At 45.2% G+C, this 26864-nt stretch carries 26 protein-coding genes; 13 read left to right on the forward strand and 13 right to left on the reverse strand.

Going from position 1 to position 26864, the window contains the following annotated elements; translation table 11 throughout:
* The first annotated feature begins 317 nt into the window (after positions 1 to 317).
* From ACZM60_RS05840 to ACZM60_RS05850, 3 genes are read left to right on the forward strand one after another with little or no spacing between them, the layout of a single operon-like run.
* Positions 318 to 1058 carry a (Fe-S)-binding protein gene (locus ACZM60_RS05840; protein WP_021970603.1) on the forward strand — a complete coding sequence of 247 codons (741 nt, stop codon included), beginning with the start codon at positions 318 to 320 and terminating at the stop codon, positions 1056 to 1058.
* The gene (locus ACZM60_RS05845) at positions 1055 to 2431 is read left to right on the forward strand and encodes a lactate utilization protein B (protein ID WP_489521023.1); all 1377 of its coding nucleotides are present in this window, start codon (positions 1055 to 1057) and stop codon (positions 2429 to 2431) included. The genes ACZM60_RS05840 and ACZM60_RS05845 overlap by 4 nt, the downstream gene beginning before the upstream one ends.
* On the forward strand, positions 2424 to 3038 hold the full coding sequence (locus tag ACZM60_RS05850) for a LutC/YkgG family protein (RefSeq protein ID WP_021970601.1): 615 nt from the start codon (positions 2424 to 2426) through the stop codon (positions 3036 to 3038). Before ACZM60_RS05845 ends, ACZM60_RS05850 begins: the two co-directional genes overlap by 8 nt.
* A gap of 114 nt (positions 3039 to 3152) precedes the next feature.
* Here the strand turns inward: ACZM60_RS05850 and ACZM60_RS05855 are convergent, their stop codons facing one another.
* From ACZM60_RS05855 to ACZM60_RS05900, 10 genes are all read right to left on the reverse strand, one after another.
* Positions 3153 to 3311, reverse strand: a complete 159-nt coding sequence (locus ACZM60_RS05855; protein WP_021970600.1) for a hypothetical protein — start codon at positions 3309 to 3311, stop codon at positions 3153 to 3155.
* 61 nt (positions 3312 to 3372) lie between these two features.
* Positions 3373 to 4041 carry a hypothetical protein gene (locus ACZM60_RS05860; protein WP_021970599.1) on the reverse strand — a complete coding sequence of 223 codons (669 nt, stop codon included), beginning with the start codon at positions 4039 to 4041 and terminating at the stop codon, positions 3373 to 3375.
* A complete protein-coding gene (locus ACZM60_RS05865; RefSeq protein ID WP_340318599.1) occupies positions 4022 to 4789 on the reverse strand; it encodes a metallophosphoesterase family protein in 768 nt (255 codons plus the stop codon). Before ACZM60_RS05865 ends, ACZM60_RS05860 begins: the two co-directional genes overlap by 20 nt.
* Before the next feature lie 249 nt (positions 4790 to 5038).
* The gene (locus ACZM60_RS05870) at positions 5039 to 6175 is read right to left on the reverse strand and encodes an aldose epimerase family protein (RefSeq protein ID WP_489521024.1); all 1137 of its coding nucleotides are present in this window, start codon (positions 6173 to 6175) and stop codon (positions 5039 to 5041) included.
* Positions 6176 to 6845: 670 nt separating this feature from the next.
* Entirely contained in the window at positions 6846 to 7577 is a 732-nt protein-coding gene (locus ACZM60_RS05875) for a LytR/AlgR family response regulator transcription factor (protein ID WP_340318413.1), read from the reverse strand.
* Positions 7578 to 7580: 3 nt separating this feature from the next.
* Positions 7581 to 8645, reverse strand: a complete 1065-nt coding sequence (locus ACZM60_RS05880) for a sensor histidine kinase (protein ID WP_340318414.1) — start codon at positions 8643 to 8645, stop codon at positions 7581 to 7583.
* A gap of 150 nt (positions 8646 to 8795) precedes the next feature.
* On the reverse strand, positions 8796 to 10016 hold the full coding sequence (locus ACZM60_RS05885; RefSeq protein ID WP_489521025.1) for an ABC transporter permease: 1221 nt from the start codon (positions 10014 to 10016) through the stop codon (positions 8796 to 8798).
* Positions 10017 to 10059: 43 nt separating this feature from the next.
* Positions 10060 to 10806, reverse strand: a complete 747-nt coding sequence (locus ACZM60_RS05890; protein ID WP_489521026.1) for an ABC transporter ATP-binding protein — start codon at positions 10804 to 10806, stop codon at positions 10060 to 10062.
* A gap of 26 nt (positions 10807 to 10832) precedes the next feature.
* Positions 10833 to 12065: an efflux RND transporter periplasmic adaptor subunit gene (locus ACZM60_RS05895; protein WP_489521027.1), complete on the reverse strand. Its 1233-nt coding sequence runs from the start codon at positions 12063 to 12065 to the stop codon at positions 10833 to 10835.
* Between the two features lie 11 nt (positions 12066 to 12076).
* Entirely contained in the window at positions 12077 to 13420 is a 1344-nt protein-coding gene (locus tag ACZM60_RS05900) for a TolC family protein (protein WP_489521028.1), read from the reverse strand.
* A gap of 147 nt (positions 13421 to 13567) precedes the next feature.
* On the opposite strand from ACZM60_RS05900, the gene ACZM60_RS05905 reads away from it, so the two are divergent.
* The 3 genes from ACZM60_RS05905 to ACZM60_RS05915 are packed head-to-tail and all read left to right on the forward strand — an operon-like array spanning position 13568 to position 16496.
* Positions 13568 to 13798 (forward strand): DUF4492 domain-containing protein, encoded by a 231-nt coding sequence (locus ACZM60_RS05905; protein ID WP_021970703.1) that lies wholly within the window; start codon positions 13568 to 13570, stop codon positions 13796 to 13798.
* Positions 13799 to 13810: 12 nt separating this feature from the next.
* On the forward strand, positions 13811 to 15310 hold the full coding sequence (locus tag ACZM60_RS05910) for a cytochrome ubiquinol oxidase subunit I (protein WP_489521029.1): 1500 nt from the start codon (positions 13811 to 13813) through the stop codon (positions 15308 to 15310).
* A 34-nt stretch (positions 15311 to 15344) separates the two neighbouring features.
* Positions 15345 to 16496, forward strand: coding sequence for a cytochrome d ubiquinol oxidase subunit II (locus ACZM60_RS05915; protein WP_489521030.1), 1152 nt, complete (start codon positions 15345 to 15347; stop codon positions 16494 to 16496).
* Between the two features lie 172 nt (positions 16497 to 16668).
* Here ACZM60_RS05915 and ACZM60_RS05920 read toward each other — a convergent pair whose 3' ends face one another.
* From ACZM60_RS05920 to ispE, 3 genes are all read right to left on the reverse strand, one after another.
* Positions 16669 to 17187: a hypothetical protein gene (locus ACZM60_RS05920; protein ID WP_489521031.1), complete on the reverse strand. Its 519-nt coding sequence runs from the start codon at positions 17185 to 17187 to the stop codon at positions 16669 to 16671.
* Between the two features lie 112 nt (positions 17188 to 17299).
* The gene (locus tag ACZM60_RS05925) at positions 17300 to 18949 is read right to left on the reverse strand and encodes an RluA family pseudouridine synthase (RefSeq protein ID WP_489521038.1); all 1650 of its coding nucleotides are present in this window, start codon (positions 18947 to 18949) and stop codon (positions 17300 to 17302) included.
* 7 nt (positions 18950 to 18956) lie between these two features.
* The gene (ispE, locus tag ACZM60_RS05930; RefSeq protein ID WP_489521032.1) at positions 18957 to 19784 is read right to left on the reverse strand and encodes a 4-(cytidine 5'-diphospho)-2-C-methyl-D-erythritol kinase; all 828 of its coding nucleotides are present in this window, start codon (positions 19782 to 19784) and stop codon (positions 18957 to 18959) included.
* A 191-nt stretch (positions 19785 to 19975) separates the two neighbouring features.
* Here ispE and dnaB point away from each other — a divergent pair, with 191 nt between their 5' ends.
* The 7 genes from dnaB to ACZM60_RS05965 all read left to right on the forward strand — a co-directional run bounded on the left by dnaB (position 19976) and on the right by ACZM60_RS05965 (position 26800).
* On the forward strand, positions 19976 to 21538 hold the full coding sequence (gene dnaB / locus ACZM60_RS05935; RefSeq protein WP_021970709.1) for a replicative DNA helicase: 1563 nt from the start codon (positions 19976 to 19978) through the stop codon (positions 21536 to 21538).
* A 156-nt stretch (positions 21539 to 21694) separates the two neighbouring features.
* Positions 21695 to 24157 (forward strand): phenylalanine--tRNA ligase subunit beta, encoded by a 2463-nt coding sequence (gene pheT, locus ACZM60_RS05940; protein ID WP_021970710.1) that lies wholly within the window; start codon positions 21695 to 21697, stop codon positions 24155 to 24157.
* 47 nt (positions 24158 to 24204) lie between these two features.
* Positions 24205 to 24942 (forward strand): YebC/PmpR family DNA-binding transcriptional regulator, encoded by a 738-nt coding sequence (locus ACZM60_RS05945; protein ID WP_021970711.1) that lies wholly within the window; start codon positions 24205 to 24207, stop codon positions 24940 to 24942.
* Between the two features lie 113 nt (positions 24943 to 25055).
* Complete coding sequence (locus ACZM60_RS05950; RefSeq protein WP_021970712.1) at positions 25056 to 25301, forward strand: TIGR03905 family TSCPD domain-containing protein; 246 nt, start codon at positions 25056 to 25058, stop codon at positions 25299 to 25301.
* Between the two features lie 34 nt (positions 25302 to 25335).
* A complete protein-coding gene (locus tag ACZM60_RS05955) occupies positions 25336 to 25908 on the forward strand; it encodes a flavodoxin family protein (RefSeq protein WP_489521033.1) in 573 nt (190 codons plus the stop codon).
* A 3-nt stretch (positions 25909 to 25911) separates the two neighbouring features.
* Positions 25912 to 26457, forward strand: a complete 546-nt coding sequence (locus ACZM60_RS05960; RefSeq protein WP_489521034.1) for a hypothetical protein — start codon at positions 25912 to 25914, stop codon at positions 26455 to 26457.
* Between the two features lie 100 nt (positions 26458 to 26557).
* Complete coding sequence (locus ACZM60_RS05965) at positions 26558 to 26800, forward strand: hypothetical protein (protein ID WP_489521035.1); 243 nt, start codon at positions 26558 to 26560, stop codon at positions 26798 to 26800.
* Positions 26801 to 26864 lie beyond the last annotated feature (64 nt).

Here is a 26864-nt window from a genome sequence, read left to right on the forward strand (position 1 = left end):
TGGAATGTTTCTAAAATACCTACATTTAGGTATTGCAGGGACGGGCAGACACCCGTATCTTTGCAGTGTTAGTCATATGAAATTACGTAAACCACAAGTAAAAAGTTAGTTATTAGTTGGGTGTCCCCTGCGAAGTGATTCGCGGGGGGCTCGCGCTTTGTGGTGTCTATTTTGTAAACAAATGCCAGTAATACTTGCATTATTTGTTCGATTTTGCCGGTAAGTATAAATTTCTGACTTTTTTTTCATTTTTCTTTTTTTGTTAATTCATCAATAAGCCATACCTTTGTTTGTGCAGAAACAAAATAGGTAAAATGATGAAAGTAGGATTATTTATTCCCTGCTATATCAATGCTGTCTATCCCGAAGTGGGAGTAGCTTCTTACAAGCTTCTGAAAAGTTTGGGTGTAGATGTAGACTATCCGTTAGACCAGACCTGTTGCGGACAGCCTATGGCGAATGCAGGGTTCGAAAATGAATCGAAAGAATTAGCAAAGCGATTCGACAAATTATTCGAGAGTTATGATTATATAGTTGGTCCTTCGGCCAGTTGCGTGGTATTTGTGCGCGACCATTACGGCAATCTGCTGGCGGAGGAGAAACATCGTTGTGCCAGTGAAGGTAAGATATATGACATCTGTGAGTTTATTCACGATGTAGTAAAGCCAACCTCCCTTCAGGCTTCATTCCCTCACAAGGTCAGTATTCAGAACAGTTGTCACGGAGTGCGTCTGATGAAACTTTCTTCTCCCAGTGAGTTGAATATTCCTTATTATAATAAGCTGCGCGATCTGCTGTCGCTGGTAAAGGGTATAGAAATCGTAGAGCCTGAGCGTCCGGACGAATGCTGTGGCTTCGGAGGAATGTTTGCGGTAGAAGAACACGATGTTTCCGGCCAGATGGGACGTGACAAGGTTAAGCGTCATATGGCGACCGGAGCCGAATATATCGTAGGAGCCGACAGTTCATGCCTGATGCACCAGCGAGGAATCATAGAGCGTGAAAAGCTTCCTATCAAGACCATTCATATCGTTCAAATATTAGCTGCTGGATTATGAGTACGAAACATGCAAAGGCTGCCGGAAAATTTCTGGAGAATCAGGAACTGGCAGCATGGCACGATGAAACATTGTGGATGGTTCGTGCCAAACGTGATAAAATGAGCAAACAGGTGCCCGAATGGGAACACTTGCGTGATATGGCGTGTGCCATAAAGATGTACAGCAACAGTCATCTGGACCAGTTGCTTCAGGAATTTGAAAAGAATGCTTTGGCAAACGGTGCCTGTGTCTATTGGGCAAAAGATGCCGATGAATATTGTTCCATTGTATACAATATCTTACAGGGGCATCAGGTAAAGCATTTCATCAAGAGTAAGTCGATGCTGGCAGAAGAGTGCGGACTGAATGAATTTCTGGAAAAGAAAGGTATCGAAGTGGTGGAAAGCGACTTGGGAGAGCGTATTCTGCAACTGATGCACAAGCGTCCGAGCCACATTGTCCTGCCTGCCATCCATGTAAAGAAAGAAGAAATCGGAGAATTGTTCGTTCGTGAAATGGGAACAGAGCCCGGCAATAATGACCAGACGTATCTGACTCATGCAGCCCGCAAGAACTTGCGCCGGAAGTTTATCGAAGCCGAAGCCGCCATGACGGGAGCCAACTTTGCCGTAGCTTCTACAGGAGAATGTGTGGTATGTACCAACGAAGGTAACGCTGATATGGGAACTTCCCAGCCAAAACTTCAGATAACAGCGTTCGGAATGGAAAAGATTGTGCCCGACCGCGATGCCTTGGGAGTATTTACCCGTCTGCTTGCCCGTTCGGGAACCGGACAACCTATCACCACTTATACCTCACATTATCGCAAACCGCGCAAAGGCGGAGAATTGCATATCATTATCGTAGATAACGGACGCAGCCGTATTCTGGCCGATCAGCATCATGTCAAGACGCTGAACTGCTTGCGTTGCGGAGCCTGCATGAACACTTGTCCCGTTTATCGTCGTTCGGGAGGTTACTCATACACTTATTTTATTCCGGGACCTATCGGCATCAATCTGGGAATGCTGAAAGCACCGTTGCATTACTATGAGAATGTTTCGGCATGCTCGTTGTGTCATTCGTGCCAGAATGTATGTCCGGCAAAAGTCGATCTGGCAGACCAGATTTATGACTGGCGTCAGAGATTGCATACATTGGGCGTAGCCAGTTCGTCGAAGAAGCTCATGTCGGGTGGCATGAAATTCCTCATGTCGCGTCCGGCTCTGTTTAATTTTGCGTTGAAGAATGCGCCGATTGTCAATTCTTTGCCTCGCGGTGTGGTATACAATGACTTGGACGACTGGGGAAAAGAACGTGAAATACCGAAGTTTGCCAAGGAGAGCTTCAACGAAATGTGGAAAAAGAATAAAGTGAATGAGTATGAGTAGCAGAGAAGATATATTACAAAGCATACGCCGCAATACAAGAATGCGCTATGAGAAGCCGGACTTGTCTGATTTGGAGCATGAAGCACTGACTTATGAAGATAAAGTCGCACAGTTCTGCAACATCATGAAAGTAGTTGGAGGGCAGGCTGTTGTATTGCAGAAAGGAGAAGATGTAAACGAAGCAATAAAGAAAGCTTATCCCGATGCCCGCCGTATAGCTTCGGTTGTACGTGAAGTGAAGACGGAAGACGGCATACAGTCCGTTACCTGCGGAACCTTTCATCCCGACGATGTGGAGAAATCGGGAGATCTCGACGGAACAGATCTTGCCATTGTCGACGGACGCATAGGTGTTTGTGAGAATGGTGCCGTATGGTTGCAGCAAGATGTTGAACAGCGTGCCGTATATTTCATTTCGGAAGCACTGGTTATCCTGCTCGACCGGAAGAATCTGGTGAACAACATGCACGAGGCTTACAAGCGCATCGATACCGGTGAATATGGATATGGCGTATTCATTTCAGGTCCGTCGAAGACGGCCGATATCGAACAGGCACTTGTTATGGGTGCACACGGTGCACGCAGTGTAACGGTTATTCTGCTCTGACAGGTATCCGGTAAGCGATAAAAGAATAAAAGCTTGCTCTATTCACATAGGGCAAGCTTTTTTCATATAGGAAGAAAGTTTATAAAGAGATTATTTTTGAGTGTCTGTATTTTTTTAATGCGTGCATAGTGAAACAATCCACCATGCCAGGTTCAGTATGATGATACCGCCTACTATGGCATAAATTGTCCGTGCAAGCATCTTTTTGTTATCTGACTTATATTCATCTGTTTCATTTTCGTTTTGCATGTTACTGAGCTGTGGTATTATCATATTCGTCTTGTTTGTTTATTACTAAAATGTACGATTCTGATAAATACTGCGTGCCGGCAGGTTATTTTTGTCTGTTTTTAAACAATTGTACTTTGGCTCCGAACGAAAAGCGTAGTATATCTTTCATTGTCAGACTCTTGTTTGTAGCCTTGCTGATAATATACAATTCGCAACTGCTCACCTCATAAAACAAGGAAATATGCTTTACTATACCGTGCTTCAGGTTGAAGTTCAGTCGTTGTCCTACAAATATATACGGACGAATCTTCGTACTGAAATTGTAATAGCGGTTAGGGTATCGTCCGGGTTCCTTTTCCCAGAACTCTTCTCCGGCTATAGTCGTGAGATACAGTCCGCAATAAAACGGTTCCAGTGCCCAGTGTTCGCCAAAACTCATACTCCACGGAATATAGTTTTGCTTTACAGTCAGTGTAAAAAGAAAGTCGGTAGCATATTTGGCAGGCAGATAACCTATCAGGAAGTCGGTTTCCCACTGTCGGCGTTTGCCGTAATCCCAGCCTACACCGGCCGACATTACACCCATTCCTCCTGCATATTGTATTTTTGCATGAGTCGGTTTCAGCCTTTCCCAGCCCTCATATTTCAGATGCACTCGCTTGTCCCAGCGTTTGGGAGCTGGCAATTCTTCCGTTTCGTCGGTTATGCCGAACAGATTAAGGGGAGCAGCCAGCAGTGCAGTCAGCAGATATTTAGAAATTGACCAGCTCATAGTTGTATTCATTTTTTTTGATTGTAAAATATACATAGTTTCTTTTGTTGATGGAAGGGGCAGAATAGTACATGGTGCCGTCTTCGAATATATCACTTTCCGAGAAGCTGTGTATGTGTCCGTATATGCAGAATTGCAGAGAAGGGAATTGCGAAATGCAATACTGGAAGACTCTTGCGATATTATTGTTGAATTGTTCGGAGCGGGGAGGAGCGTGCATGGCAACTACCGTCTTGCTTGCCTGAGAAGGAAAGTTCTGTAGTTCATGCTCCAAAAAAGAAAAGTCGGGTACGGCTTCCGAGTAATCAAACTCCAGAGCGTTGGTGTTGAGGCATACAAAACGCACATTTCCGGCTGTAAATGCAAAGTTTTCATCGCCGAAAATAGTGTTGAATACCTCCTTGCCTGTAGCCAGACAGTCGTGATTTCCCAGCAGGCATACATAGGGGACGCTCAGGCGGTTCAGAATATCGCGCTGTTTTTCAAATTCCATTTTCATGCCGAAGTCGGAAAGGTCGCCGCAATGTATCACGAAATCCACATCATTACGTTCGTTGATAGCATTTACGGCATCTTCCGTTTCATCATACCAGCGCTGTGTGTCGCTGATAAGGACAAACGAAAACTCTTCCTTTCCGTTCAAGTTTGCTTCAATGGTCTGTATGTTTTTCCGGTTAATGTCTGTATCTCCCTTTATATTCAGGTCGTAGGGATGATATTCTATCATGTCGCACCCGTTTGTCAGCATCGTAAGACCAGCAAGTGCCAGTGCGGCAAATGTGGAGTGTAAGATGCTGTTGCATCGATTTTTAGTGGTCATATAATTATTCGTTTTCCTGTTTTTTCATGCAAATTTTGCCATAAAAAGTTGCATTTTATTTATTATTTTTTCAGAAAAACTGTTCTGATTCGCTGGGTGTGGTAAAAAAGAATATTTTATCTTCCTTTTAGAATAGGTCGGAACGGATGCTTGGCTTCTTTCTGTCCGGATGCTCAATTAGTCTGTAGTAAACTTATACACCGTATGACTCTGGAAAACTTTACCAGGCCTTAGCGTGGTAGAGGGGAATTGTGGATTGTTCGGACTGTCCTGAAAGTGGCAGGTTTCAAAGCATACAGCTCCTCGGAACGGGTAACAAATGTCATTTTTCCCTTTCACTTTTCCTTTCAGTCCGTTGCCCGTATAGATATGAACAGCAGGTTCGGTAGTATAGATTTCCATTTTTCGTCCGCTGTTTTCGTCGTATATCCAGGCGGCAGGTCGGCTGTCATCGCCCGGAGAACGGAGTGCCCATGCATGATCGTATCCGTTTACTACTTGCAATTGTCCATACTCATCGTTGATATGCCGATCTATGGCATGAGGTTGAGTGAAGTCCAGTGGCGTACTTTTGACGGGCCATAATTCTCCTGTCACACATTTCTTTTTGTCATAAGGCGTAAAGTAGTCGGCATCCACCCACATAATCTGGTTTTCCACGCTGCTGTTCAGGTTACCCGACAGGTTGAAAAACGAATGATTGCACAGATTGATTACAGTTGGCTTGTCGGTAGTAGCTTCGTAGCGGATATCGAGTGCGTTGGCTTCGGTAACGGTATAGGTAATTTTTACTTTCAGGTTTCCGGGAAATCCGTTTTCTCCGTCGGGAGAGAGGTAGGTCAGGGTGACAGAAGAAGGAGTGACCTGCTGCACTTTCCACATGCGGGCACCGAAATTCGGATCGCCTCCGTGTGCAGTATGCCCGTCGGTATGATTTGCCTGCAAGCAATATTCTTTTCCGTCGAGCACGTATCGTGCATGCAAGATGCGTCCGATATATCGTCCTACGGTAGCTCCATAATTCTGTGGCTGGCTGAGGTAACCGTTTATATCAGGAAATCCGCAGACGATGTCCTCCAGCTTACCGTTGCGGTCGGGCACCATGAGTGATACCACGCGGGCACCATAATTGGTGATACAGGCTTCCAGTCCGTTTTTATTGCTTATTTTGTATAAGGCGGTCTTTTCTCCGTTAACCTTTTGGCGGAAATCCTCCGACCGTAGTCCCGATGATGTGATGAATTTATTCCCGCTACAGGAATCTAAGATGCCGGCAAAAGCCAGACAGGCAAAGAAATATACAGTTCGTTTCATACGTGTTTATTTTTGAGTTTTGTTGCAAAGTTATGTTTTTGCCGGACTTATGGAATAGGTTCTATATATAAAAAGTAGAAAAGATAGGGAGATGATTGGAGGGACATGCAGACGTTTGCTTAAAAACGTGCTGACGTTTTTGGAAAATTTGTACAAACTTTCTGATTTTTTGTACAAATTTTCTTGAGATCTCCTGAGCTTTGTTTGGGCTTGGGGGCATGTTTCTGAAATTTTTGGAGAGATTATCGGGCAGGCGATATGAAACGGGTTGTAAAGATTACGTGTCTTGTAGCTGATCAGTAGAAATGTTTAGATTTTTGTATAGTCTGTTGCGTTGGAACATATGGATAGGGAGTTTTTAAATGAATGTTTATGTCTGCCTTATGGTGAATAAATGTGAAATCCGTGTGACTTTGCTTGAAGGCTGCAATCGGCTGTTTTCATATGTAGGGAGGGCATAAAAAAGATACTCCCACTGAACACTATCAGTAGGAGTATCACAACACAAAAACTAAACTAGACTTAACTAAACTATTCAAATAAGAAGTTTCACAACTTCTGTTCTTATTATGTACTCTACAAATATAGAGGTTATATTTAGAAGTGACAAATGTTCGTTGGAAAAACTTTGAACAGGTCGGTAAAAAAAAGTTAAATAAACACGGTTCTTTCAAACAATATGTTCATTAACATAATTTTGGAGTTCCTGTTTGTAACTATCGGAGATCGGAATGTATTCTTTTCCGAAAACTATTCTTCCTTTGTCGATAACTTTTATCTTTTGCTTTTGGACAATAAACGACCGGTGCACGCGGATGAACTTGTCTGCGGGGAGTTTTTCTTCCATGGCGCGCATACTTACCAGTGAAAGTATGGGACGCTCTTCTCCTTCCAGATGAATTTTTATGTAGTCCTTCAGACCTTCTATATACAATATCTTGTTCAGTTCAATTTGTATCAGCTTGTAATCACTTTTTACATAAATGTAGTTTTTCTTGTTATCGTCTGCTGTTTCGGAGTTCTGCTTGACTGCCTTTTGTTGAAGCTCAAACCATCCGACAGCCTTGTTTATTGCTTCCATAAAATCGGAGTAACTGATTGGCTTCAGCAGGTAGTCGAGTGCATTTACCCGATAGCCGTCGAGTGCATACTGGTCGAAGGCGGTAGTAAAGATGATTCGGGTATCTTTCGGAACCATGCGCGAAAACTCCAGTCCGCTAAGTTCGGGCATCTGGATATCCAGGAAAAGCACGTCAACCGGATGCTCTGGCAAATATTTCATGGCTTGTATTGCACTGGAATAACTTCCCGAAAGTTCCAGAAAGGAAGTCTTCTTTATGTAACTCTCCAATAGTCCTAAAGCTAATGGTTCATCGTCGACAATGGCACATCTTAAGTTCATATTTTAGTCTTTTTTAGATTGATGGTTCAGATAGATTGTAATGTTGGAAAGATACTCCTTTCCATCGTCGGATACATGTCTGTCCCATTTGTAGGATTCGGGATAAATCAGTTCCAGACGTTTTTTCACTTGCTCCAGTCCGATGCCGGAACCACTTTTGTCGGCCTCGGTTTTCGGGTGATTGCTGTTGCGTATCGTGCACGTTATTTTATCATTGTCTTCCGAAATGGTGATGCTGATAAAGCTGGGTTCCACGGGAGAGATGCCGTGCTTGAATGCATTTTCAATCAGCGATATGAATATCAGGGGAGCTATGGGTGTCTGACTTTGAGGCTTGATGTTGAATTGTGTCTGTATGTTTACCCGCGCCGATACGCGGATGCGCATCAGTTCGATATAGTTGCATATGAAGTCAATTTCCTTTTTCAGCGGGACGAACATTTGCTGATTGTCGTATAGTACATAGCGCAACAGTTTGCTTAGTTCCTGTACGGCCTGTTGTGCTTTTTCAGAGTCGAAGGCAATCAACGCATAAATATTGTTCAGCGTATTCAGCAGGAAGTGAGGGTTGAGCTGGTTTCTCAGATTTTTCAGTTCTGCTTCCGTACGGCTTTTTACAGCTTCCCGACGTTCTGCCTCGGCTTCGCTCCAGCGTTTACTCATGCAGATGGCCACGCTCAGTCCGGCAGAGAATATCAGACTTGCCAGATCGCGCAGATAAAAGATGTATACTGGTGGTACAGGTCGGTCGTCGGGCGGGGGAGGACAGTTCAGGTTGTTCCAGTAGCGCAGCCCGATTGTCATGACTGCAATGACTATTGAATTCACGAATATGAACCGTTTGGTCTGGCCGTGAAAGAGAATATGCGGAGTGAAAAGAAAATAATTCAGATAAAAGATGACAAAGAGAGAGGCAGGAACAATGCAGTGATGTATGAATTCTTGCCACTTTATGGAACCGTCACTGTTTTGTGTAAAGAACAGTGGAAAGGTGAAAAAGAGTCCCCAGCAAATAGTGTGGATCAAAATTTCGAGTGAACGGTGAGTCGTATAAGTGAGCTGTTTCATAGGTTGTGTGGTCAGTGAGCAAAAGTAATCAAAAAACTTTAAAAAGTCCGGCTGCTTAGCAATACTTTTATTGCCATAGGCAGCCGGACAAGGAAACCAAAGTTATGAAGAACAAAGTTATAAAAATGAACTTTCACAAGCTCATTATCGTTATTCGTATCTTAATGCTTCGATAGGATCAAGATCGGCGGCTTTCTTAGCCGGATACCATCCGAAGAAAACACCTGTAAGCGTACATACAGCAAACGAAAGCAATACACTCCAGGGCTGGATGAATACAGGCCAGTGTGCTACAGTCTTTATTACGAAACTTGCTCCGCAGCCCAGTATTACTCCGATCAATCCTCCGGTAATACTTATTAATATAGATTCGATGAGGAATTGCGACAAGATATCAATGCCTCGCGCTCCTACAGACATTCGAAGTCCGATTTCACGTGTACGTTCGGTGACGGACACATACATGATATTCATAATTCCGATACCACCTACTACCAGCGAGATTCCTGCTATACATGCCAGCAAGGTAGTCATCAGGTCGGTTGTCGTATTCAGCATGGAGCTTAGTTCCTGCTGTGTACGGATGGTAAAGTCGTCATCGTCGGTAGCTTTCAGCTTATGTACACGGCGCAGGGTAGCGGATATTTCGTCGACAGCTTCTTCGGTCATGTCTTCGGTCAGTGCCGAAGCAAATATTCCGCTCAGGTACGTTTGTGCCAGCAAACGTTTCATTATGGTAGTATAAGGAGCCAGTACCACATCATCCTGGTCCATACCCATTGAGTTGTATCCTTTCGATTTCAGGACACCTATTACACGGAAAGGTATTTTGTTGCATCGTATTACTTTTCCTATCGGGTCGGTTCCGTCGGGGAAAAGATTATCTACAATTGTTTTTCCGATGACACATACTTTCGCAGCTGTACGTATATCGTTTTCGCTGAACATTTCTCCCTCTTCTACGGTGAGCTGGCGGATTTTCAGATAATCGATGCTGACGCCGCTTACCGAAGACGGATAGTTGTTCGAACCCGCAATCAGCTGTCCGGAAGAGGAAACATCCGGACTGATAGCCGAAAGATACATACACTCGTCGCGCAGTGTCTCGTAATTTTCCAGTTTCAAGGTCTGCATGGACGATGGATCCTGGCGGACACCTCCTCGCATTTCAGCTCCCGGGTGAATCATAATCATGTTCGAACCCATTTCCGAAATCTGCTTCTGTATGCTTCGCTTTGAACCTTGTCCGATGGCGAGCATTGCAATGACAGAAGCTACTCCGATGATGATGCCGAGCATGGTAAGAAATGCACGAAGCTTGTTGTTGGCTAATGCACGGAAGGCTATTTTAAAAAGATTTGTTCCATTCATGTTACTAATAGAATTTAATAATTATGACTGACTATAAGGCCGATCAGTCTTCGTCATTTTTCGGCAGGGCGGCCAGCGCATCTGCTGCCGACAGAATGTGATTGTTTACCTTATCTTCTATTATATGTCCGTCGCGCAGTCGGATATTCCGGCTGCTGTATTGCGACAATTCCGGATTGTGGGTAACGAAGATGATGGTACGTCCTTCTGCATGTAGCTTTTGAAACAGTACCAGTATCTCGAAAGAAGTACGTGTATCGAGGTTACCTGTCGCTTCGTCGGCCAGAATTACAGCCGGATTGTTGACCAGTGCACGGGCAATGGCTACACGTTGCATCTGTCCTCCGGACATCTGGTTCGACTTGTGTTCCAGTCGGTCGCCCAGTCCTACCGCAATCAGTGCTTCAACGGCCCAGCGCCGGCGTTCGGCTGCGCTGACAGCCGAGTTGTACATCAGCGGAAGTTCTACATTTTCTACGGCTGTAGTCTTTGGAAGCAGGTTGTAGTTCTGAAAAACAAAGCCTATCTTGCGGTTACGCAATACAGCCCGCTGGGGTTTGCTCATGGTTCTTACGGAAACTCCGTCCAGCAGATATTCTCCGCTTGTAGGCGTGTCCAGGCATCCTAAGGTGTTCAGCAAGGTAGATTTTCCTGAACCGGAAGTTCCCATAATCGTGACAAACTCTCCTTCGCAGATGGAAAATGATATGCCTCGCAGTGCATGTACGGTTTCATCGCCCACCTGGAAGTTTCGTTTGATATTTTGTAATTCTATGACAACTTTACTCATGGTGTATTATCTGTATAGAATTGTTTTTAGTTATTCTCTTTATTTTTGTTTTTGTTATTACCTCGAGGTCCAGGCATGAACGGGCTGCGTTCGCCTTCTCCTTCACTCGAAGTCATTTCCGGCATGCTGCTGGCTACAACGGCTTCGGTAACGATATTTGTTCCTTCACTGATACCTTCCAGAATTTCTGTGTGTGTACCGTCGCTGATGCCTGTTTTTACCGGATGTGCTACGAATGTATTATTTTCCAGTGTCCATACTTTATGTTCTCCCTGACAGTTTTTGATGCTTCGTCCGCCTGCTATTTCTTTATTCGGAGAGAAGCGCAGTGCCTTAGACGGAACAACCAATACATTGTCGCGAGTCAGTGTGTAGATGGTTACATTGGCAGTAAGACGCGGTTTCAGCTTCAGTTCAGGATTGTCGGCTGTAATGACGACTTCGTATGTTACGACAGTTTCGCTTGTTGTCGATGTGCTGCTGCTACTTGAACTGCTGTTTGTACTACCCAGACGTACCTGACGTACTTCTCCTTCGAACACATCATCCGGATAAGCGTCGACGGTAAAGGTAACACGTGCTCCCTCTGTAACACCGGCGATGTCGGCTTCATCAACATCGGCTACCACCTGCATCTTGGTCAGATCGGCAGCGATGGTGAACAATGTCGGAGTTTCGAAGCCAGAAGCTACGGTCTGTCCTTCTTCTACATCCTTGCTGGTTACGATACCGTCAATCGGTGAAGTAATGGTAGCATAAGAAAGGTTGCGTTCTGCTTTGGCAAGTGCGGCTTTGCTTTGTTCGTATGTACTGCGTGCACGCTGGTAATTGTATAATGATTCTTCGTAGTCTGTGTCGCTGATAAGTTGTTTCTTGTGTAATTTCTCGTTGCGGTCGTATAATTTTTTCTGATATTCATATTCGGCTTTGGCGCCGTCGTATGTAGCTTGCGCTGACTGGAGATCACTCGAAAGAGTTACTTTATCCATCTCGGCAATGACTTCACCTTCCTTTACTACGGAGTTATAGTCTACATATATCTTATCGATGATACCTGAAACCTGGGTACCGACTTCTACCTCTGTTACCGGCTCTATGGTTCCTGTTGCGGTAATCGAGTTGCTTACATTTCCTTTCTGTACCTGTTCGGTTGCAAAGTCTACTTTGTTTTTAGCTTTTGTTCCACCGAATATCCAGCATCCTCCGGCCACTACAATAATGACAGCCGCTGCGATGATGATTGTTTTCTTACTCTTCATATTTCAAGTTTTTATAGTTCAATTTTATTGCCTGCATAGAAATTAAGCAGTGTACGGTTTAAGATTGCCATGTATTTGGCTTGAACGCGCTGCTGCTGTGCGCTGAGCAGGTTGTTCTTTTCGGTAAGAAGTTCTACGGTATTTTTCATACCCAGGTTGAATTGCTCGCTTACCATATCGAAGCTTGTCTGACTGCTTTCCAGCTTGCTTTCGGCAGCCGCATATTGTTGCTGTGCATTCAGCGCATCCAGCCATAAGGTTTCGATGGTACTGTATAGCTCTTTCTGCTTGTTAATCAGTTCATACTGGCTGTCGCTGTATTGCAGTCGTGCCTTCTGCACGTTACTTTTGTTCTGACGGTTATCGAATATTGGAATGCTCAAGCTGATTCCTACCATGTTGTTCCAACCATATTTCATTTGTTGTGCCCAGTTGTTTGTGCTGGCTGTATTTGTTGTACTTGAGCTGGAAGCCGACAAACTGATAGTAGGATAATAACCGGCCTTGGCTGTGGATATAGCCAGTTTGGCATTTTCAATACTCAACTTGCTGCTCTGAATTTCAGGACGGGTTGTCAGGGCTGTCTGGTAAATGTCTGCCTGACTGGGCAATACTTGCATCACATGTTCGTCGTCCAGCATAGGGAGTGAAAGTTTCATTTCGGCAGTGCCGTCCAGTTCCAGCAGTTGCTTTAGCTGTAACTTGTAGGAACGTAAGGAACTTTCGGCGGTTACCACCTGATATCTGTCGTTGCTGACTTGTGCTTCCAGTTGGGCAAGGTCGGCTTTCGAAATACTTCCTTCCTTAAACAGCTCTTCTGCCCGGTGAAACGTTGCTTCGCTTACCTCCAGTGTATTCTTGTTGATGCTGATTGATTCGTCAGCATACAGAATCTGGATAAACAGCTTGGTGATTTCTTCCTGCAGGTTATTTTCCGTTTCGTTCACGGCAAGTCCTGCAATATCCCGGTTTGTTTTCTGCTGTTTGATGTTGTTAAGTCGTTTGCCTCCGTTCCAGAGTGTCCACTGAGCGTTGAGGCTATAGTTTCCATTGTAGGTTGTCTTATTGTCACTGGTAATGATTTCCGTACCACTTACCGTTGCACTCTGCTCCTGATAGGGTCGGTTCACTACATTGTGTCCGGTGCTGAACGACAGACTGGGGAAAAGACTTGCCTTTGCACTCTTTATGTCTATTTCGCTTTCTTGCAACGATATTTTATTCTGTTGCAGCTGAATATTCTTTTCGAGTGCATAATTGATGCAATCTTCCAATGTCCATTCTTTCTCTTCCTGGGCGTAAAAAGGAGAGGCGGCCGAAAGAATTGCGATAAAACATAGTGCTCGTTGTTTCATATTCTGTTTATTTAATTTTGACGCTACAAAAATACATGTTGTTATATAGAGGTTCAAATGAATTAGATTAATGCTGATTTTATCAGGACAAAGGCTTGCTTTTTACCGATAAAAGACTTTTCTTTGTAATCATTATAAAAATAAACTATGATTAAAAAACATATCATTCATATTTGGGAGTTCTATCGGGACGGCTTCCGGGGCATGACGCTTGGACGTACTCTTTGGTTACTTATACTGATAAAACTCTTTATCATGTTCTTTATTCTGAAACTGTTTTTCTTTCCCTCCTTTTTAAAAGGAAAGACCAGCGAGGAAAAACAGGAGTACGTAGGTTCGGAGCTTATAAATCGTTCAACTGATTCAATAACTAAATAAAAACGAAAACTTATGTTAGAAAGTATTGACACATCGATGGTCGACTGGTCGAGAGCCCAGTTCGCCTTGACTGCCATGTATCATTGGCTATTTGTGCCGCTTACGTTGGGCTTGGCTGTTATTATGGGATTAATGGAAACGCTTTATTATGTTTCCGGAAATGAATTTTGGAAGCGGACGGCTAAGTTCTGGATGAAGTTGTTCGGAATAAACTTTGCCGTGGGAGTTGCCACCGGACTGATTCTGGAATTTCAATTCGGTACCAACTGGAGCAATTACTCGTGGTTTGTAGGAGATATATTTGGAGCTCCGCTGGCTATTGAAGGTATTGTCGCTTTTTTTATGGAAGCAACTTTTATTGCTGTCATGTTCTTTGGCTGGAATAAAGTGAGCAAGAAGTTTCATTTGGCTTCTACTTGGCTGACAGGACTGGGAGCAACTTTTTCTGCCTGGTGGATTCTGGTTGCCAATTCATGGATGCAATATCCGGTAGGTATGGCATTCAATCCCGAAACGGTACGTAACGAAATGGTCAGTTTCGCTTCAGTAGCTTTTTCGCCTGTGGCTGTAATGAAATTCATGCATACTGTACTTAGCAGTTGGATACTGGGAGCGGTATTTGTTATCGGTGTCAGTGCATGGTATTTGTTGCGTAAGCGTGAAAAGGAATTTGCTGTAGCCAGCATCAAAATTGCAGCTGGAGTAGGATTGTTTGCTGCATTGGTTACGGCTTTCTCCGGTGACAAGTCGGCCTATCAGGTTGCCAAATATCAACCGATGAAGCTGGCAGCTATGGAAGCTCTTTATGACGGAGGAACTCATGAGCCGCTTACAGTAGTGGGCAGCCTCAAGATTCCAGAAATGCTTTCGTATCTTGCTACTCACGATGCAGCCGGATATGTTCCGGGAATAAACGATCTGCTGTTGGGCGGATATACGCTCCCCGACGGATCGAAAGCTCTTTCTGTTAACGAAAAAATAGAGAAGGGAAAAGTAGCTATTAAGGCTCTTTCCGATTTCCGTCAGGCAAAAGAAGAAAAAAATGAAGAAGGTATGCAGCGTGCGCGTCAGGTGCTGGATGAAAATATGCCTTATTTCGGATATGGATATATAAAGGATCCTAATTCGATTGTGCCGAACGTATGGTTGTCTTTCTGGTCGTTCCGTGTAATGGTTGGTCTGGGAATGTATTTTATTCTTTTCTTTATTGTCATTCTATTCTTGTCGTGGAAACATCAGTTGTCGAAAGCCAATTGGCTGCATTGGGTAGCTCTCTGGAGCATTCCATTGGCTTATATTGCCAGTCAGGCGGGATGGGTTGTTGCCGAAGTTGGGCGTCAGCCGTGGGCAATTCAGGATTTACTTCCGGTGAATGCTGCCATTTCCAGACTGGAAACCGGCTCTGTGCAGACAACTTTCTTTATATTCCTGATCATGTTTACCGTGTTGTTGATTGCAGAAATCGGCATTATGCTGAAAACTATCAAGAAGGGACCGGAGGAAGTACAATAATAATCAATCAACCATTGCTTAAATCATAGAAATTATGGATACTACATATATATTTTTACAGAACTATTGGTGGTTCCTGGTGTCCTTGCTGGGAGCATTGTTAGTATTTCTGTTGTTCGTACAAGGAGGAAACTCACTATTGTTCCGTCTGGGACGGACTGAAGAAGAGCGTACATTGCTGGTAAATTCTACCGGACGCAAATGGGAGTTTACGTTTACTACACTGGTTACTTTCGGAGGAGCTTTCTTTGCATCTTTCCCGTTATTCTACAGTACCAGCTTTGGAGGTGCTTACTGGTTGTGGATGATTATTCTGTTCAGCTTCGTGTTGCAAGCTGTTTCTTATGAATTCCAGTCGAAATTAGGTAATCTTCTGGGTAAACGTACCTATCAGTATTTTCTGGTGATAAACGGAATTGTAGGACCTTTATTGCTGGGTGCAGCCGTTGCGACCTTTTTCAACGGTTCAAACTTCATTGTCCGGAAGGCAAACATGGCCAACGAAATGATGCCGGTTATCAGTCGGTGGGCAAACGGCTGGCACGGGCTGGATGCTTTTACCGATCCGTGGAACCTGATTCTTGGGCTGGCAGTCTTTTTCCTGGCGCGTTTGTTAGGCAATTTGTATTTCATCAATAACATTCGCCATGAGGAACTGATTCTTCGCTGCCGTCGCCAGTTGATTTCAGACGCCGTACCCTTCCTGATATTCTTCCTGGCCTTTGTGATCCGTACTCTGCTGAAACATGGATTTGCCGTCGATCCGGCTACTCAGGCGATTGTAATGGAGCCGTATAAATACTTCCATAACCTGATGGATATGCCTCTTCTGCTGATTTTATTCTTGGTGGGAGTTGTTGGAGTCTTGTTCGGCCTGATAAAAAGTATTCTCAGTACAACCTATACAAAAGGCATTTGGTTTGCAGGAATTGGAACAGTGCTTACCGTATTGGCATTGTTGTTGTGTGTGGGATATAACCATACTGCCTATTATCCATCTACGGCCGATTTGCAAAGTTCGCTGACACTCGCCAACAGTTGTTCCAGCAAGTTTACGCTTACAACCATGGCTTATGTTTCTATTCTTGTTCCATTTGTTTTGGCATACATCGTTTATGCTTGGAGAGCGATAGACAGAAAGCCGATAACGACGGAAGAAATGAAGGAAGACGACCACGCCTATTAAAAAGCTATTGGGCAGAGCGAAGTTGTAAGGACTCTGCCTGATCTAAATGCAGCATCGTCCGATCCTGAATGACAGGAGGGCAAAAAAGGAATCAGCCTCCGGTGAGAGATATATCCATCTTCATCGGAGGCTGATTCTTTATCAAATTTATAGGTCTTGCATTAAAGGAAATTTATTTCTGTGAAGCCGGACATCTGTCGCAAGATGCCGGAGCTTGTCCCATTTTTCCCTTAGGCTGTTGCGGGCACTGAGAATTTTTCATGCACGAGCGCTGAGCACGTTTGGGACCATTGTCCTTGAACAGAGCTTCTACCTGACGGATGTTTAAAACCTTTTTAAACTTCTTGTAATACGTTTCCTGCGTTTCAACAAGTTTCTTGCGGGCAGCGAAACGGTCTTGCATCATCTGGTCTATCTCGGCATCAGTCAGTTCTTTTTTCTCACCTTTTTGCAATTTCTTGCAGGCAGGCTTGCATTGCTGCATTGCTTCCAGATACTCTTTGTACAACGGTGCGAATTTTGCAGCAGTTGCTTCGTCCAGAAGAAGACGTTGCTGTGCTTTTTTAACCTGCATTTCGATACGCAGTTCCGGTGTAAGTTTCTTGTCCTTCTGTCCCGGCTGTGCCAATATAATACCGCAACTCATCATGGTTGCCATCATCAGTGTTGTGAATAAACGTTTTGTTTTCATTGTTGTTGTAATTTTGGTTTATACTAAAAACTATTTTTAGCGCGCTTTCTGATGCTATGACACGACGCAGCCGAAAAGGTTTATCGGAAATAACAAATTTTAGTACTTTCGTCTATTCGAGCGAGAAGTCGGCTTCACGGCAGATTGTAATATCTTTTCCGCTTACAGGATGTGTAAAACTCAGCTCTGCCGCATGCAGATACAGCCTGTCGGCACGTTTCCCGTACAGTTCGTCGCCCACGATTGGACACGACAGCCCCTGCTGGTGGGCAGCATGTACACGCAACTGATGTGTCCGTCCCGTAAGAGGGTAAAAGGCAATCAGTGTTTTCCCGTTTTTACGTTCCAGCACCTTGTAGCGAGTTATGGCAGGTTTGCCATGTTCAAAGCTCACTATCTGACGCGGCCGATCGTGCAGATTTGGGCAAAGCGGCAGACTGATAACCCCTTCGTCGGTACTGACCGTTCCGGACAAGATGGCGGTATAGCGTTTTTTTATTTGTCTTCCGCTGAAAAGTGCTTGCAGTACTTGATGAGTATCTTTGTCTTTTGCAGCAAGCAACAATCCGGAAGTAGCCATATCAAGCCGGTGGACGAGCATGGGACCTGTGGCTTCCGGGTAATGTTCATGCAGAAACTGATATACCGAATTCAGCGCTTCCTTGCCGGGAACAGACAACATGCCGGCGGGTTTGTTCACTACGAGCAGCCACTCATCCTCGTAAACGATTTCGGGTTCCATGTTTTTGTGTACATTCTCTGCCAGCGGATTCTTTGCCACTTGGAGTCCTATCAGCATATGCTTCAGGATAGGAGCGCACTTGCCCTTGCAGGAAGGGTAGAAGTGCCCTTCGTGCCTTACTTCTTCTTTCGGCGATTTGCCACACCAAAACTCTCCCATGGCAAGAGGCTTGAGCCGGTGCTGGTAAGCGTATTGCAGCATTTTGGGCAGGGCACATTCGCCTGTTCCGGCAGGAGGAGTACCTTGCGGAGTATCTTTAAACAGTTCACACAGATCTTTTACTTCTCCTTTCGCATTCAGCATGCGGAACTGTTCGAACAACTTTTGCTGCAAGGCAGCAGAACGCGTCTTGCGCTCCTGTTTCAGTTGCCGGATAAGCTGCTCCTGATTTTCCAGTCCTTCCGCTTGTTGTTGCATCTCTTCCTTCAGCCTTTTTTCCAGACGCTTGTATTCTGCCTTCTGAAACTGGCTTTCACGAATCATGGCTTTCTGCTCTTCCTCGCCGGCACCTTCCGAACGCCGTTGCTCGCGTACGATTTTTGCCTCCTTCATCTGTTGTTTGGCATCAGCCAGCGTACGGTCTACCCGTGCCCGACATTCAGCCAGAGCCGTTCGCATCTCCGTCAACTGCCGACTGCTTTCCAGCTCCTTAATCTGTTTGTTTATGGCCGAGATATTTGCCTCTTCTATGCGGAAGAAACCATCCGGCTGCAACAAGTCGTATATAGGAGGCACAAAAAAACTGTGCAGATTACTGCCTGCCAGATTTCCGGAGAAGGCAGCCAGATAAGCGACTTTTCCCTCAGGGGTCTGCACAATCAGTACTCCGAACATTTTGCCTTCCGACAGTTCTTCCGTCCAGTCCGTCCGCGATGCCAGATAATCCTGAACCTCGCGGGCAGCCATGACAGTCAGTGGATGAGGAATATAGTGAAAAGGATAAGTAAATTCCGACGGAAGCTCTATTCCGTCGGAATCAAATGAAAGATAATGTATTTTATCGTCGATGAAATCTGCCATACAGAGATTATTCCAGTTCACGCTGACGGCAGAAACATTCGCCGAATTTTTCATCAACATTTTCTATTGCCTCCTTAAAGATACCATAGACAGCCGAGCCGGAACCGCTCATTGAAGCATAGAGAGCTTCCAGATCATACAGCTTGTCTTTGATAGCAGCAATCTCAGGATACTTTTGGAATACACTACATTCAAAATCATTCTTCATGCAGTCTTTCCATGTTTCTACCGGCTGTTTTGCTATTTCTTTCAGCGATACTTCCGGATGCTGAGGCTTGACCGCTGCATAAGCGTCGCGTGTAGCCACAGAAATATTCGGCTTCACAAGAACCAGATAATACCCTTTCAGAGAAAGCTCTATCGGTTCGAATATATTTCCGATGCCGGAAGCAAACACCGGTTTGTCCTTGATGAAGAACGCACAGTCGGCTCCCAGTCGGGCTGCGTACTCCTCCATCTTTTCTTCGCTCAGTCTAAGCTTGAACTTCTCGTTCAGCAGTTTAATCATAAAGGCAGCATCCGACGAGCCACCTCCCAGTCCCGCACCAGTCGGAATATGCTTAAACAGATGAATATCTACAGGAAGCATTTCGTAATTCTCCGCTTTCAGCAGATTGTACGCCTTGATTACCAGATTATCTTCGGGCGCTCCTTCTATCAGCGTACCCGTAGTATGAAACTTGTAAGGTAAATCGGAGCCCTCCAGAAGGTTTACTTCCAGCGCATCTTGCAGCCTGATCGGGTAAAAAATAGTTTCCAGATTATGGTATCCGTCGGGACGTTTCTCCACGACGTTCAGTCCAAGGTTTATTTTAGCATTAGGAAAAGTAATCATATCGTTAAATTTTATTTCCTCAAAGATAATGCAAAGTTTTTAAAATCAGTTGGCATTTTTTCAAAAATATAGTTCGGCAGCAGGGAAAACGATACCGCATGTCGGCGATAAAAAAAGTTTGGTATGCCTGCCATAATGAAAATAAGAATCATTTTTTCTATCTTTGCGGAGTTAAAATCTAAAAGAGAGAAATGGCAGAAACGAGAAGAACTACCCGTGTTCCGAAGGCAACCAAGGCAAAGCCTGTTGATGAATACGGACATTTGCAGCCGCAGGCTCCTGAACTGGAGGAGGCTGTACTGGGAGCATTGATGATTGAAAAGGATGCATATTCGCTTGTCAGCGAAATTCTCCGTCCCGAATCTTTTTACGAACACCGCAATCAGTTGATATATGCAGCCATCACCGACCTGGCGATACAACAGAAACCGATTGATATCCTGACGGTGACAGAACAGTTGCGCTCACGTGGTGATCTGGATGAGGTGGGAGGACCTTTTTATATCACCCAACTTAGTGGAAAGGTAGCGTCTTCTGCCCATATCGAATACCATGCCCGCATCATCGCCCAGAAATTTCTGGCGCGCGAGCTTATCTCTTTCACCAGCAATATCCAGACAAAGGCATTCGACGAAACGCAGGACGTGGACGATCTGATGCAGGAAGCCGAAGGAAAACTCTTCGAAATTTCGCAGCAGAACATGAAGAAAGACTATACGCAGATTAATCCTGTCATTCAGGAAGCGTATGAAATGCTTCAGAAAGCAGCGGCTCGTACCGACGGTCTGAGCGGTTTGTCGAGCGGTTTCCACCAGCTTGACAAAATGACTTCCGGCTGGCAGAATTCCGACCTTATTATTATAGCAGCCCGTCCGGCGATGGGTAAGACGGCTTTCGTGCTCTCCATGGCAAAGAACATGGCGGTAAACAATAAAGTTCCCGTCGCTTTGTTCTCTTTGGAAATGAGTAACGTGCAGTTGGTGAACCGTCTGATTGTAAATGTCTGCGAAATCCCCGGTGAGAAAATCAAGAGCGGTCAGCTTGCTCCTTATGAATGGGGACAGCTCGACTACAAGATCAAGGAACTGTACGATGCTCCGCTCTATGTCGACGATACACCTTCACTGTCCGTCTTCGAGTTGCGAACCAAAGCACGCCGACTGGTACGCGAACACGACGTAAAGATTATCATCATCGACTACCTTCAGCTGATGAATGCCAGTGGTATGTCGTTCGGAAGCCGTCAGGAAGAAGTAAGTACTATCTCGCGTTCGCTAAAAGGACTTGCCAAGGAGCTGAACATTCCGATCATCGCCCTGAGTCAGTTGAACCGTGGTGTGGAAAGCCGTGAAGGTATCGACGGAAAGCGCCCGCAGTTGAGCGACTTGCGTGAATCGGGAGCCATCGAGCAGGATGCCGATATGGTATGCTTCATTCACCGTCCGGAATATTATAAAATCTATACCGACGAAAAAGGAAACGACCTGCACGGCATGGCAGAAATCATCATCGCCAAGCATCGTAACGGTGCGGTAGGCGACGTGCTCCTGCGTTTCCGTGCCGAGTTTGCCCGCTTCCAGAATCCGGACGACGAAATGATTGTACCGATGCCCGGCGAGGAAAATGCAGCCCCGGTTCTCCGGTCAAAAATAAACAACGGCGGCGGAGGACAGTCGTTCGTTCCTCCTCCCGTGGAGATGGCTCCGCAACCCGAAAATCCGTTTGGAGGTCCGGTTCCGGATGTGCCGTTCTGATGTGCACTTCCGCATGACAGAAAGACCGGAAAGAGGGTGAAGGAGTGGGGTATCTGTCTTTGAGTGAACGTAAAAAACTCCTTGCACTCATATCCTATCCCAAATATTTATATTACATTTGCACGACAATTAAGAAATACATAAAACTATACATATATGAATATCTCGTATAATTGGCTGAAAGAATACGTCAACTTCGATTTGACACCCGATGAAGTGGCAGCCGCACTTACCTCCATAGGTCTGGAAACAGGCGAGGTAGAAGAAGTTCAATCTATAAAAGGAGGACTGGAAGGGCTTGTTATCGGCGAAGTGTTGACTTGCGAACCGCATCCAAATTCAGATCACATGCATATCACTACCGTAAACTTAGGACAGGGCGAGCCTGTTCAGATTGTTTGTGGAGCTGCTAATGTAGCTGCCGGACAGAAAGTGGTAGTGGCAACGCTCGGCACCAAGCTGTACGACGGCGACGAATGTTTCACCATCAAGAAGTCGAAACTGCGTGGCGTTGAGTCGAACGGTATGATTTGTGCTGAAGATGAAATCGGTATCGGTACAAGCCACGAAGGTATCATCGTGCTTCCTGCCGATGTTGTGCCGGGAACCCTTGCCAAAGATTATTATAATATCAAGAGCGATTACGTGCTGGAGGTAGATATTACTCCAAACCGTTCGGACGCCTGCTCACACTATGGCGTAGCACGCGACTTGTATGCATGGCTCATTCAGAACGGCCGTCAGGCAACCTTGAAGCGTCCTTCGGTTGATGCCTTCAAAGTAGACAATCACGATATGGACATCGATATCGTTGTTGAGAACACAGAAGCATGTCCACGCTACGCAGGCGTTGCCATCAAGAACGTAACGGTAAAGGAAAGCCCCGAATGGTTGCAGAACAAACTGCGTCTTATCGGTGTGCGTCCTATCAACAATATAGTCGATATTACCAATTACATCCTTCACGCATACGGTCAGCCGATGCACTGCTTCGATGCCGACAAGATTAAAGGCGGTAAGATTGTTGTAAAGACTTGTCCGGAAGGCACCAAGTTCGTTACACTGGATGAGGTAGAACGCAAGCTGTCCGACCGTGACCTGATGATTTGCAATACGGAAGAACCGATGTGTATTGCAGGTGTATTTGGCGGACTCGATTCTGGAACCACCGAAGCAACAAAAGATGTATTCCTGGAAAGTGCTTATTTCCACCCGACATGGGTACGTAAAACTGCCCGCCGTCACGGACTGAGCACCGACTCTTCTTTCCGCTTCGAACGTGGTATCGACCCGAACAATACCATCTATGCTCTGAAAGAAGCTGCCTTGCTGGTAAAAGAACTTGCCGGTGGCGAAATCGCTTCTGAGATAAAAGATAACTATCCGTCGCCGATTGCCGATTTCCCGGTAGAACTTTCTTACAACTATGTTAACGCTTTGATTGGAAAGGTTATTCCGGTAGAAACTATCAAGAGCATTGTAACCAGCCTCGAAATGAAGATTACCGGCGAAACTGCCGAAGGTCTGTCACTGCTGGTTCCAGCATATCGTGTAGACGTACAGCGTCCGTGCGACGTAGTAGAAGACATTCTCCGTATTTACGGATACAATAATGTAGAAATACCTACTTCTGTCAAGTCGAGTCTGAGTGTAAAAGGCGACGTTGACAAGTCGGTTAAACTTCAGAACCTCATTTCCGAACAGCTCGTTGGCTGTGGTTTCAATGAGATACTGAACAATTCGCTGACAGCCGCTGCCTATTATGACGGACTGGAAACCTACAAGCCGGAAAATCTTGTCCGCCTGATGAATCCGTTGAGCAACGATTTGAACGTGATGCGTGCAACTTTGCTGTTCGGTGGTCTGGAAAGTATCCAGCACAATGCCAACCGTAAGAATGCCGACCTGAAGTTCTTTGAATTCGGTAACTGCTATCACTTCAATGCCGAGAAGAAGAATCCGGAGAAAGTTCTTGCTGCCTATTCAGAAGAACTGCATCTGGGCTTGTGGCTGACAGGAAAACGCGTAAGCAATTCTTGGGCACATCCCGATGAAAACAGCTCGGTATACGAGTTGAAAGCATACGTATTGAATATCTTCCGCCGTCTGGGAGTGAACTTTGGCGGACTGGTATTCGGAAACTTGACCGACGATATCTATTCTGTAGCCATTTCGGTACATACCCGTGGCGGAAAACTGCTGGCTACCTTCGGTATCATCCACAAGAAGATACAGAAAGCCTTCGATATCGACAATGAAGTTTACTATGCCGACCTGAACTGGAAAGAACTGATGAAGGCAATCAAGAACAACACTGTCTACTACAAAGAAATTTCCAAGTTCCCGGCTGTAAAACGTGACCTTGCACTTTTGATAGACAAGAAAGTACAGTTTGCCGAAATCGAGAAGATAGCTTACGAAACCGAAAAGAAACTTTTGAAGAACGTAGAGCTGTTTGACGTATACGAAGGCAAGAATCTGGAAGCAGGCAAGAAGAGCTACGCCGTAAGTTTCATGCTTCAGGACGAAAATGCTACCTTGAACGACAAGCAGATTGACAAGGTAATGCAGAAACTTATTACCAACTTGCAGAACAAGCTGGATGCAAAACTGAGATAAAAGAACATTATAACATATATAAAAAACATATTAAAACATAAAATCCAATGGGAAGAGCGTTTGAATATAGAAAAGCTACTAAGCTGAAAAGATGGGGCCACATGGCTAAAACATTTACAAGACTGGGTAAACAAATTGCGATTGCTGTAAAGGCAGGCGGTCCGGAACCGGAAAACAACCCTACACTTCGTTCGGTTATCGCAACTTGTAAACGTGAAAACATGCCGAAGGACAACATCGAGCGCGCTATCAAGAACGCAATGGGTAAAGACCAGAGCGAATACAAGGGAATGACATACGAAGGATACGGTCCTCACGGAGTTGCCGTATTTGTTGATACTTTGACTGACAATACTACACGTACCGTTGCCGATGTACGTTCTGTATTCAACAAATTTGGCGGCAACCTGGGTACAACAGGTTCACTGGCGTTCCTGTTCGACCACAAGTGTGTGTTTACTTTCAAGAAGAAAGATGGAGTAGACATGGAAGAACTGATTCTCGATTTGATTGACTACAACGTTGAAGACGAATACGACGAAGATCCGGAAGAAGGAACTATCACAATTTATGGTGATCCGAAGAGCTATGCAGCTATTCAGAAACACCTGGAAGAGTGCGGTTTTGAAGATGTAGGTGGTGACTTTACTTATATTCCTAACGACCTGAAAGACGTAACTCCTGAGCAGCGTGAAACTATCGACAAGATGATAGAACGTCTGGAAGAGTTCGATGATGTTCAGACCGTGTATACAAACATGAAACCTGAAGAGGGCGAAGAATAATATATATTCATCATTCATTCCGGATAAAGCGGCAGCCTGACAGTGATAAGCTGTGAGGATACAAATGCCCGGCTTTGTCCGGAATGTCTTTTTATAACGCTTTATTTAACTTTATGAAGATTAATTACAGAACACAAGGCACATGCAGCAGCAATATCGAGGTAGAAGTAGAAAACGGCATCATTAATGACGTACATTTTACCGGAGGCTGCAACGGAAACCTGAAAGGCATCTGTTCGCTGGTCAAGGGAATGAAGGTAGACGACGTAATCAGCCGTCTGGAAGGTATTCACTGCGGAAGTAAAAGCACTTCCTGCCCCGATCAGTTGTGTAAGGCGTTGCGTGCCATGAATGCCTGATACCCCGTAGTCCGAAAAGTAAAACTCACTCTTTATGAATGTACTGATTATCAACGGAAGCCCGCGCAGGCACGGTAATATCTCTGCTATGCTGGAGGCCATTCGGGAAGAAGCCGAACACAACGGAGCCGAAATAACCACTGTATTTGTTTCCCAGTTGCAGGTAAAGCCCTGTACCGGCTGCATGACCTGCCGCAAGACTCGCCGGTGTGTACTGCCCGAAGACGGAGCCCAGCAGGTACTCTCCGCCATTGACCGCTGCGATGTGCTGGTTGTAGGAGCACCGTGTTACTGGGGAAACATGCCCGGGCAGTTGAAAATCATATTCGACCGCATCGTCTACGGCCTGATAGGAGAGAGCTCCCGCGGGCTGCCTCTTCCCCTGCATAAAGGGAAAAAAGCCATTCTGGTTAGCACCTGCACCACCTCTTTCCCGTTCAATATCCTTTTCAGTCAGAGCCGGGGAACCATCAAGGCATTGCGAGCTATCCTGAAATGGACCGGATTCAAGGTCGTGTCCGCCATCGAACTGGGAGGAACCCGCCAGCGTCCGGCCGGAGAGAAAATACTGAACCGCTGCCGTAAGGCGATAAAAAAATGCATGTAAGCAATGGCCCTGTCAGATTATTCCTGCGACTTGCGTAGTAAATTACTCGGCAGGATACACGAAAACGACATCCGTGAGCTGTGTCACATGATTCAATGCTGTGAAAACCATTCGCTGACGGAACAGCTCTACAAGCTCATGTTCGATGCCGATAAACGAGTTTCGGACAATGCCGCATGGCTGTTTACCCATCTCGCCCCAGCACATCAACGATGGCTGTACCCGAAATGTAACGAACTGATGCAAGAAGCCATGCATACACCCAGCGAAACCAAATGCCGGCTGCTGCTCACATTGCTTGCAGCGCAGCCGTTCCGTGAAGAAAACCTCCGTACCGACTTCCTGGATTTTTGTATGAGCCGGATGACTTCATCGGGCAGTCCGACAGGAATCAGAGCCTTGTGCATGAAACTTTCCTATCTTCAGTGCCAACTGTATCCTGAACTTCTGGCAGAATTCCGTTCTGCACTTGAGATGCTGGAGGAAGCATCACCGTTAAGTCCCGCCCTGAAAGTTGCCAGAAAAAACATTCTCAAGAAAATGCGCTGAGCCTGCTTTCTACGTTAATCTATATAAAATAGGTGCTTGCCTTTTTGGAAAAGCAATCAGAAAGACTTATCTTTAAGCAAATCACTCAAAGTAAGTTGCCATGGGAACCTTAGGATGCATAAATAACATGATGCGGCGCGACAAAGAGAACCGCGAGCTTCGGAAAGCCGGAAAGAAACGCATGGACGAAACACGCTACAACCTGTTGAAACTGACCGGCAAGCATCGCCCTACGTCGGATGTTTCCCTCGAACAGTTGGAGCAGATTCACGCCGAAACAAAAGCGAGAAAAGAATGGGAACAGGAATATTTACGTGAGTTCGGGATAAGAAAGTATCTTTAAAAGTTGGTAATCACCGAATTATTTTGTATATTTAAGTCTGACAAACAATTAATTACAAATTAAC

The sequence above is a fragment of the Phocaeicola sp. genome, assembly GCF_057861905.1.

Coding starts and splice junctions, on each gene's coding strand:
- ACZM60_RS05870 (WP_489521024.1), bottom strand. CDS start 6,175: ATGAAACGAACTGTATATTTCTTTGCCTGTCTGGCTTTTGCCGGCATC.
- ACZM60_RS05915 (WP_489521030.1), top strand. CDS start 15,345: ATGGATACTACATATATATTTTTACAGAACTATTGGTGGTTCCTGGTG.
- ACZM60_RS05875 (WP_340318413.1), bottom strand. CDS start 7,577: ATGAACTTAAGATGTGCCATTGTCGACGATGAACCATTAGCTTTAGGA.
- ACZM60_RS05920 (WP_489521031.1), bottom strand. CDS start 17,187: ATGAAAACAAAACGTTTATTCACAACACTGATGATGGCAACCATGATG.
- pheT (WP_021970710.1), top strand. CDS start 21,695: ATGAATATCTCGTATAATTGGCTGAAAGAATACGTCAACTTCGATTTG.
- ACZM60_RS05885 (WP_489521025.1), bottom strand. CDS start 10,016: ATGAATGGAACAAATCTTTTTAAAATAGCCTTCCGTGCATTAGCCAAC.
- ACZM60_RS05955 (WP_489521033.1), top strand. CDS start 25,336: ATGAATGTACTGATTATCAACGGAAGCCCGCGCAGGCACGGTAATATC.
- ACZM60_RS05890 (WP_489521026.1), bottom strand. CDS start 10,806: ATGAGTAAAGTTGTCATAGAATTACAAAATATCAAACGAAACTTCCAG.
- ACZM60_RS05855 (WP_021970600.1), bottom strand. CDS start 3,311: ATGATAATACCACAGCTCAGTAACATGCAAAACGAAAATGAAACAGAT.
- ACZM60_RS05860 (WP_021970599.1), bottom strand. CDS start 4,041: ATGAGCTGGTCAATTTCTAAATATCTGCTGACTGCACTGCTGGCTGCT.
- ACZM60_RS05925 (WP_489521038.1), bottom strand. CDS start 18,949: ATGGCAGATTTCATCGACGATAAAATACATTATCTTTCATTTGATTCC.
- ACZM60_RS05895 (WP_489521027.1), bottom strand. CDS start 12,065: ATGAAGAGTAAGAAAACAATCATCATCGCAGCGGCTGTCATTATTGTA.
- ACZM60_RS05880 (WP_340318414.1), bottom strand. CDS start 8,645: ATGAAACAGCTCACTTATACGACTCACCGTTCACTCGAAATTTTGATC.
- ACZM60_RS05840 (WP_021970603.1), top strand. CDS start 318: ATGAAAGTAGGATTATTTATTCCCTGCTATATCAATGCTGTCTATCCC.
- ACZM60_RS05845 (WP_489521023.1), top strand. CDS start 1,055: ATGAGTACGAAACATGCAAAGGCTGCCGGAAAATTTCTGGAGAATCAG.
- ACZM60_RS05850 (WP_021970601.1), top strand. CDS start 2,424: ATGAGTAGCAGAGAAGATATATTACAAAGCATACGCCGCAATACAAGA.
- ACZM60_RS05965 (WP_489521035.1), top strand. CDS start 26,558: ATGGGAACCTTAGGATGCATAAATAACATGATGCGGCGCGACAAAGAG.
- ACZM60_RS05960 (WP_489521034.1), top strand. CDS start 25,912: ATGGCCCTGTCAGATTATTCCTGCGACTTGCGTAGTAAATTACTCGGC.
- ACZM60_RS05945 (WP_021970711.1), top strand. CDS start 24,205: ATGGGAAGAGCGTTTGAATATAGAAAAGCTACTAAGCTGAAAAGATGG.
- dnaB (WP_021970709.1), top strand. CDS start 19,976: ATGGCAGAAACGAGAAGAACTACCCGTGTTCCGAAGGCAACCAAGGCA.
- ACZM60_RS05905 (WP_021970703.1), top strand. CDS start 13,568: ATGATTAAAAAACATATCATTCATATTTGGGAGTTCTATCGGGACGGC.
- ACZM60_RS05900 (WP_489521028.1), bottom strand. CDS start 13,420: ATGAAACAACGAGCACTATGTTTTATCGCAATTCTTTCGGCCGCCTCT.
- ACZM60_RS05950 (WP_021970712.1), top strand. CDS start 25,056: ATGAAGATTAATTACAGAACACAAGGCACATGCAGCAGCAATATCGAG.
- ispE (WP_489521032.1), bottom strand. CDS start 19,784: ATGATTACTTTTCCTAATGCTAAAATAAACCTTGGACTGAACGTCGTG.
- ACZM60_RS05910 (WP_489521029.1), top strand. CDS start 13,811: ATGTTAGAAAGTATTGACACATCGATGGTCGACTGGTCGAGAGCCCAG.
- ACZM60_RS05865 (WP_340318599.1), bottom strand. CDS start 4,789: ATGCTGACAAACGGGTGCGACATGATAGAATATCATCCCTACGACCTG.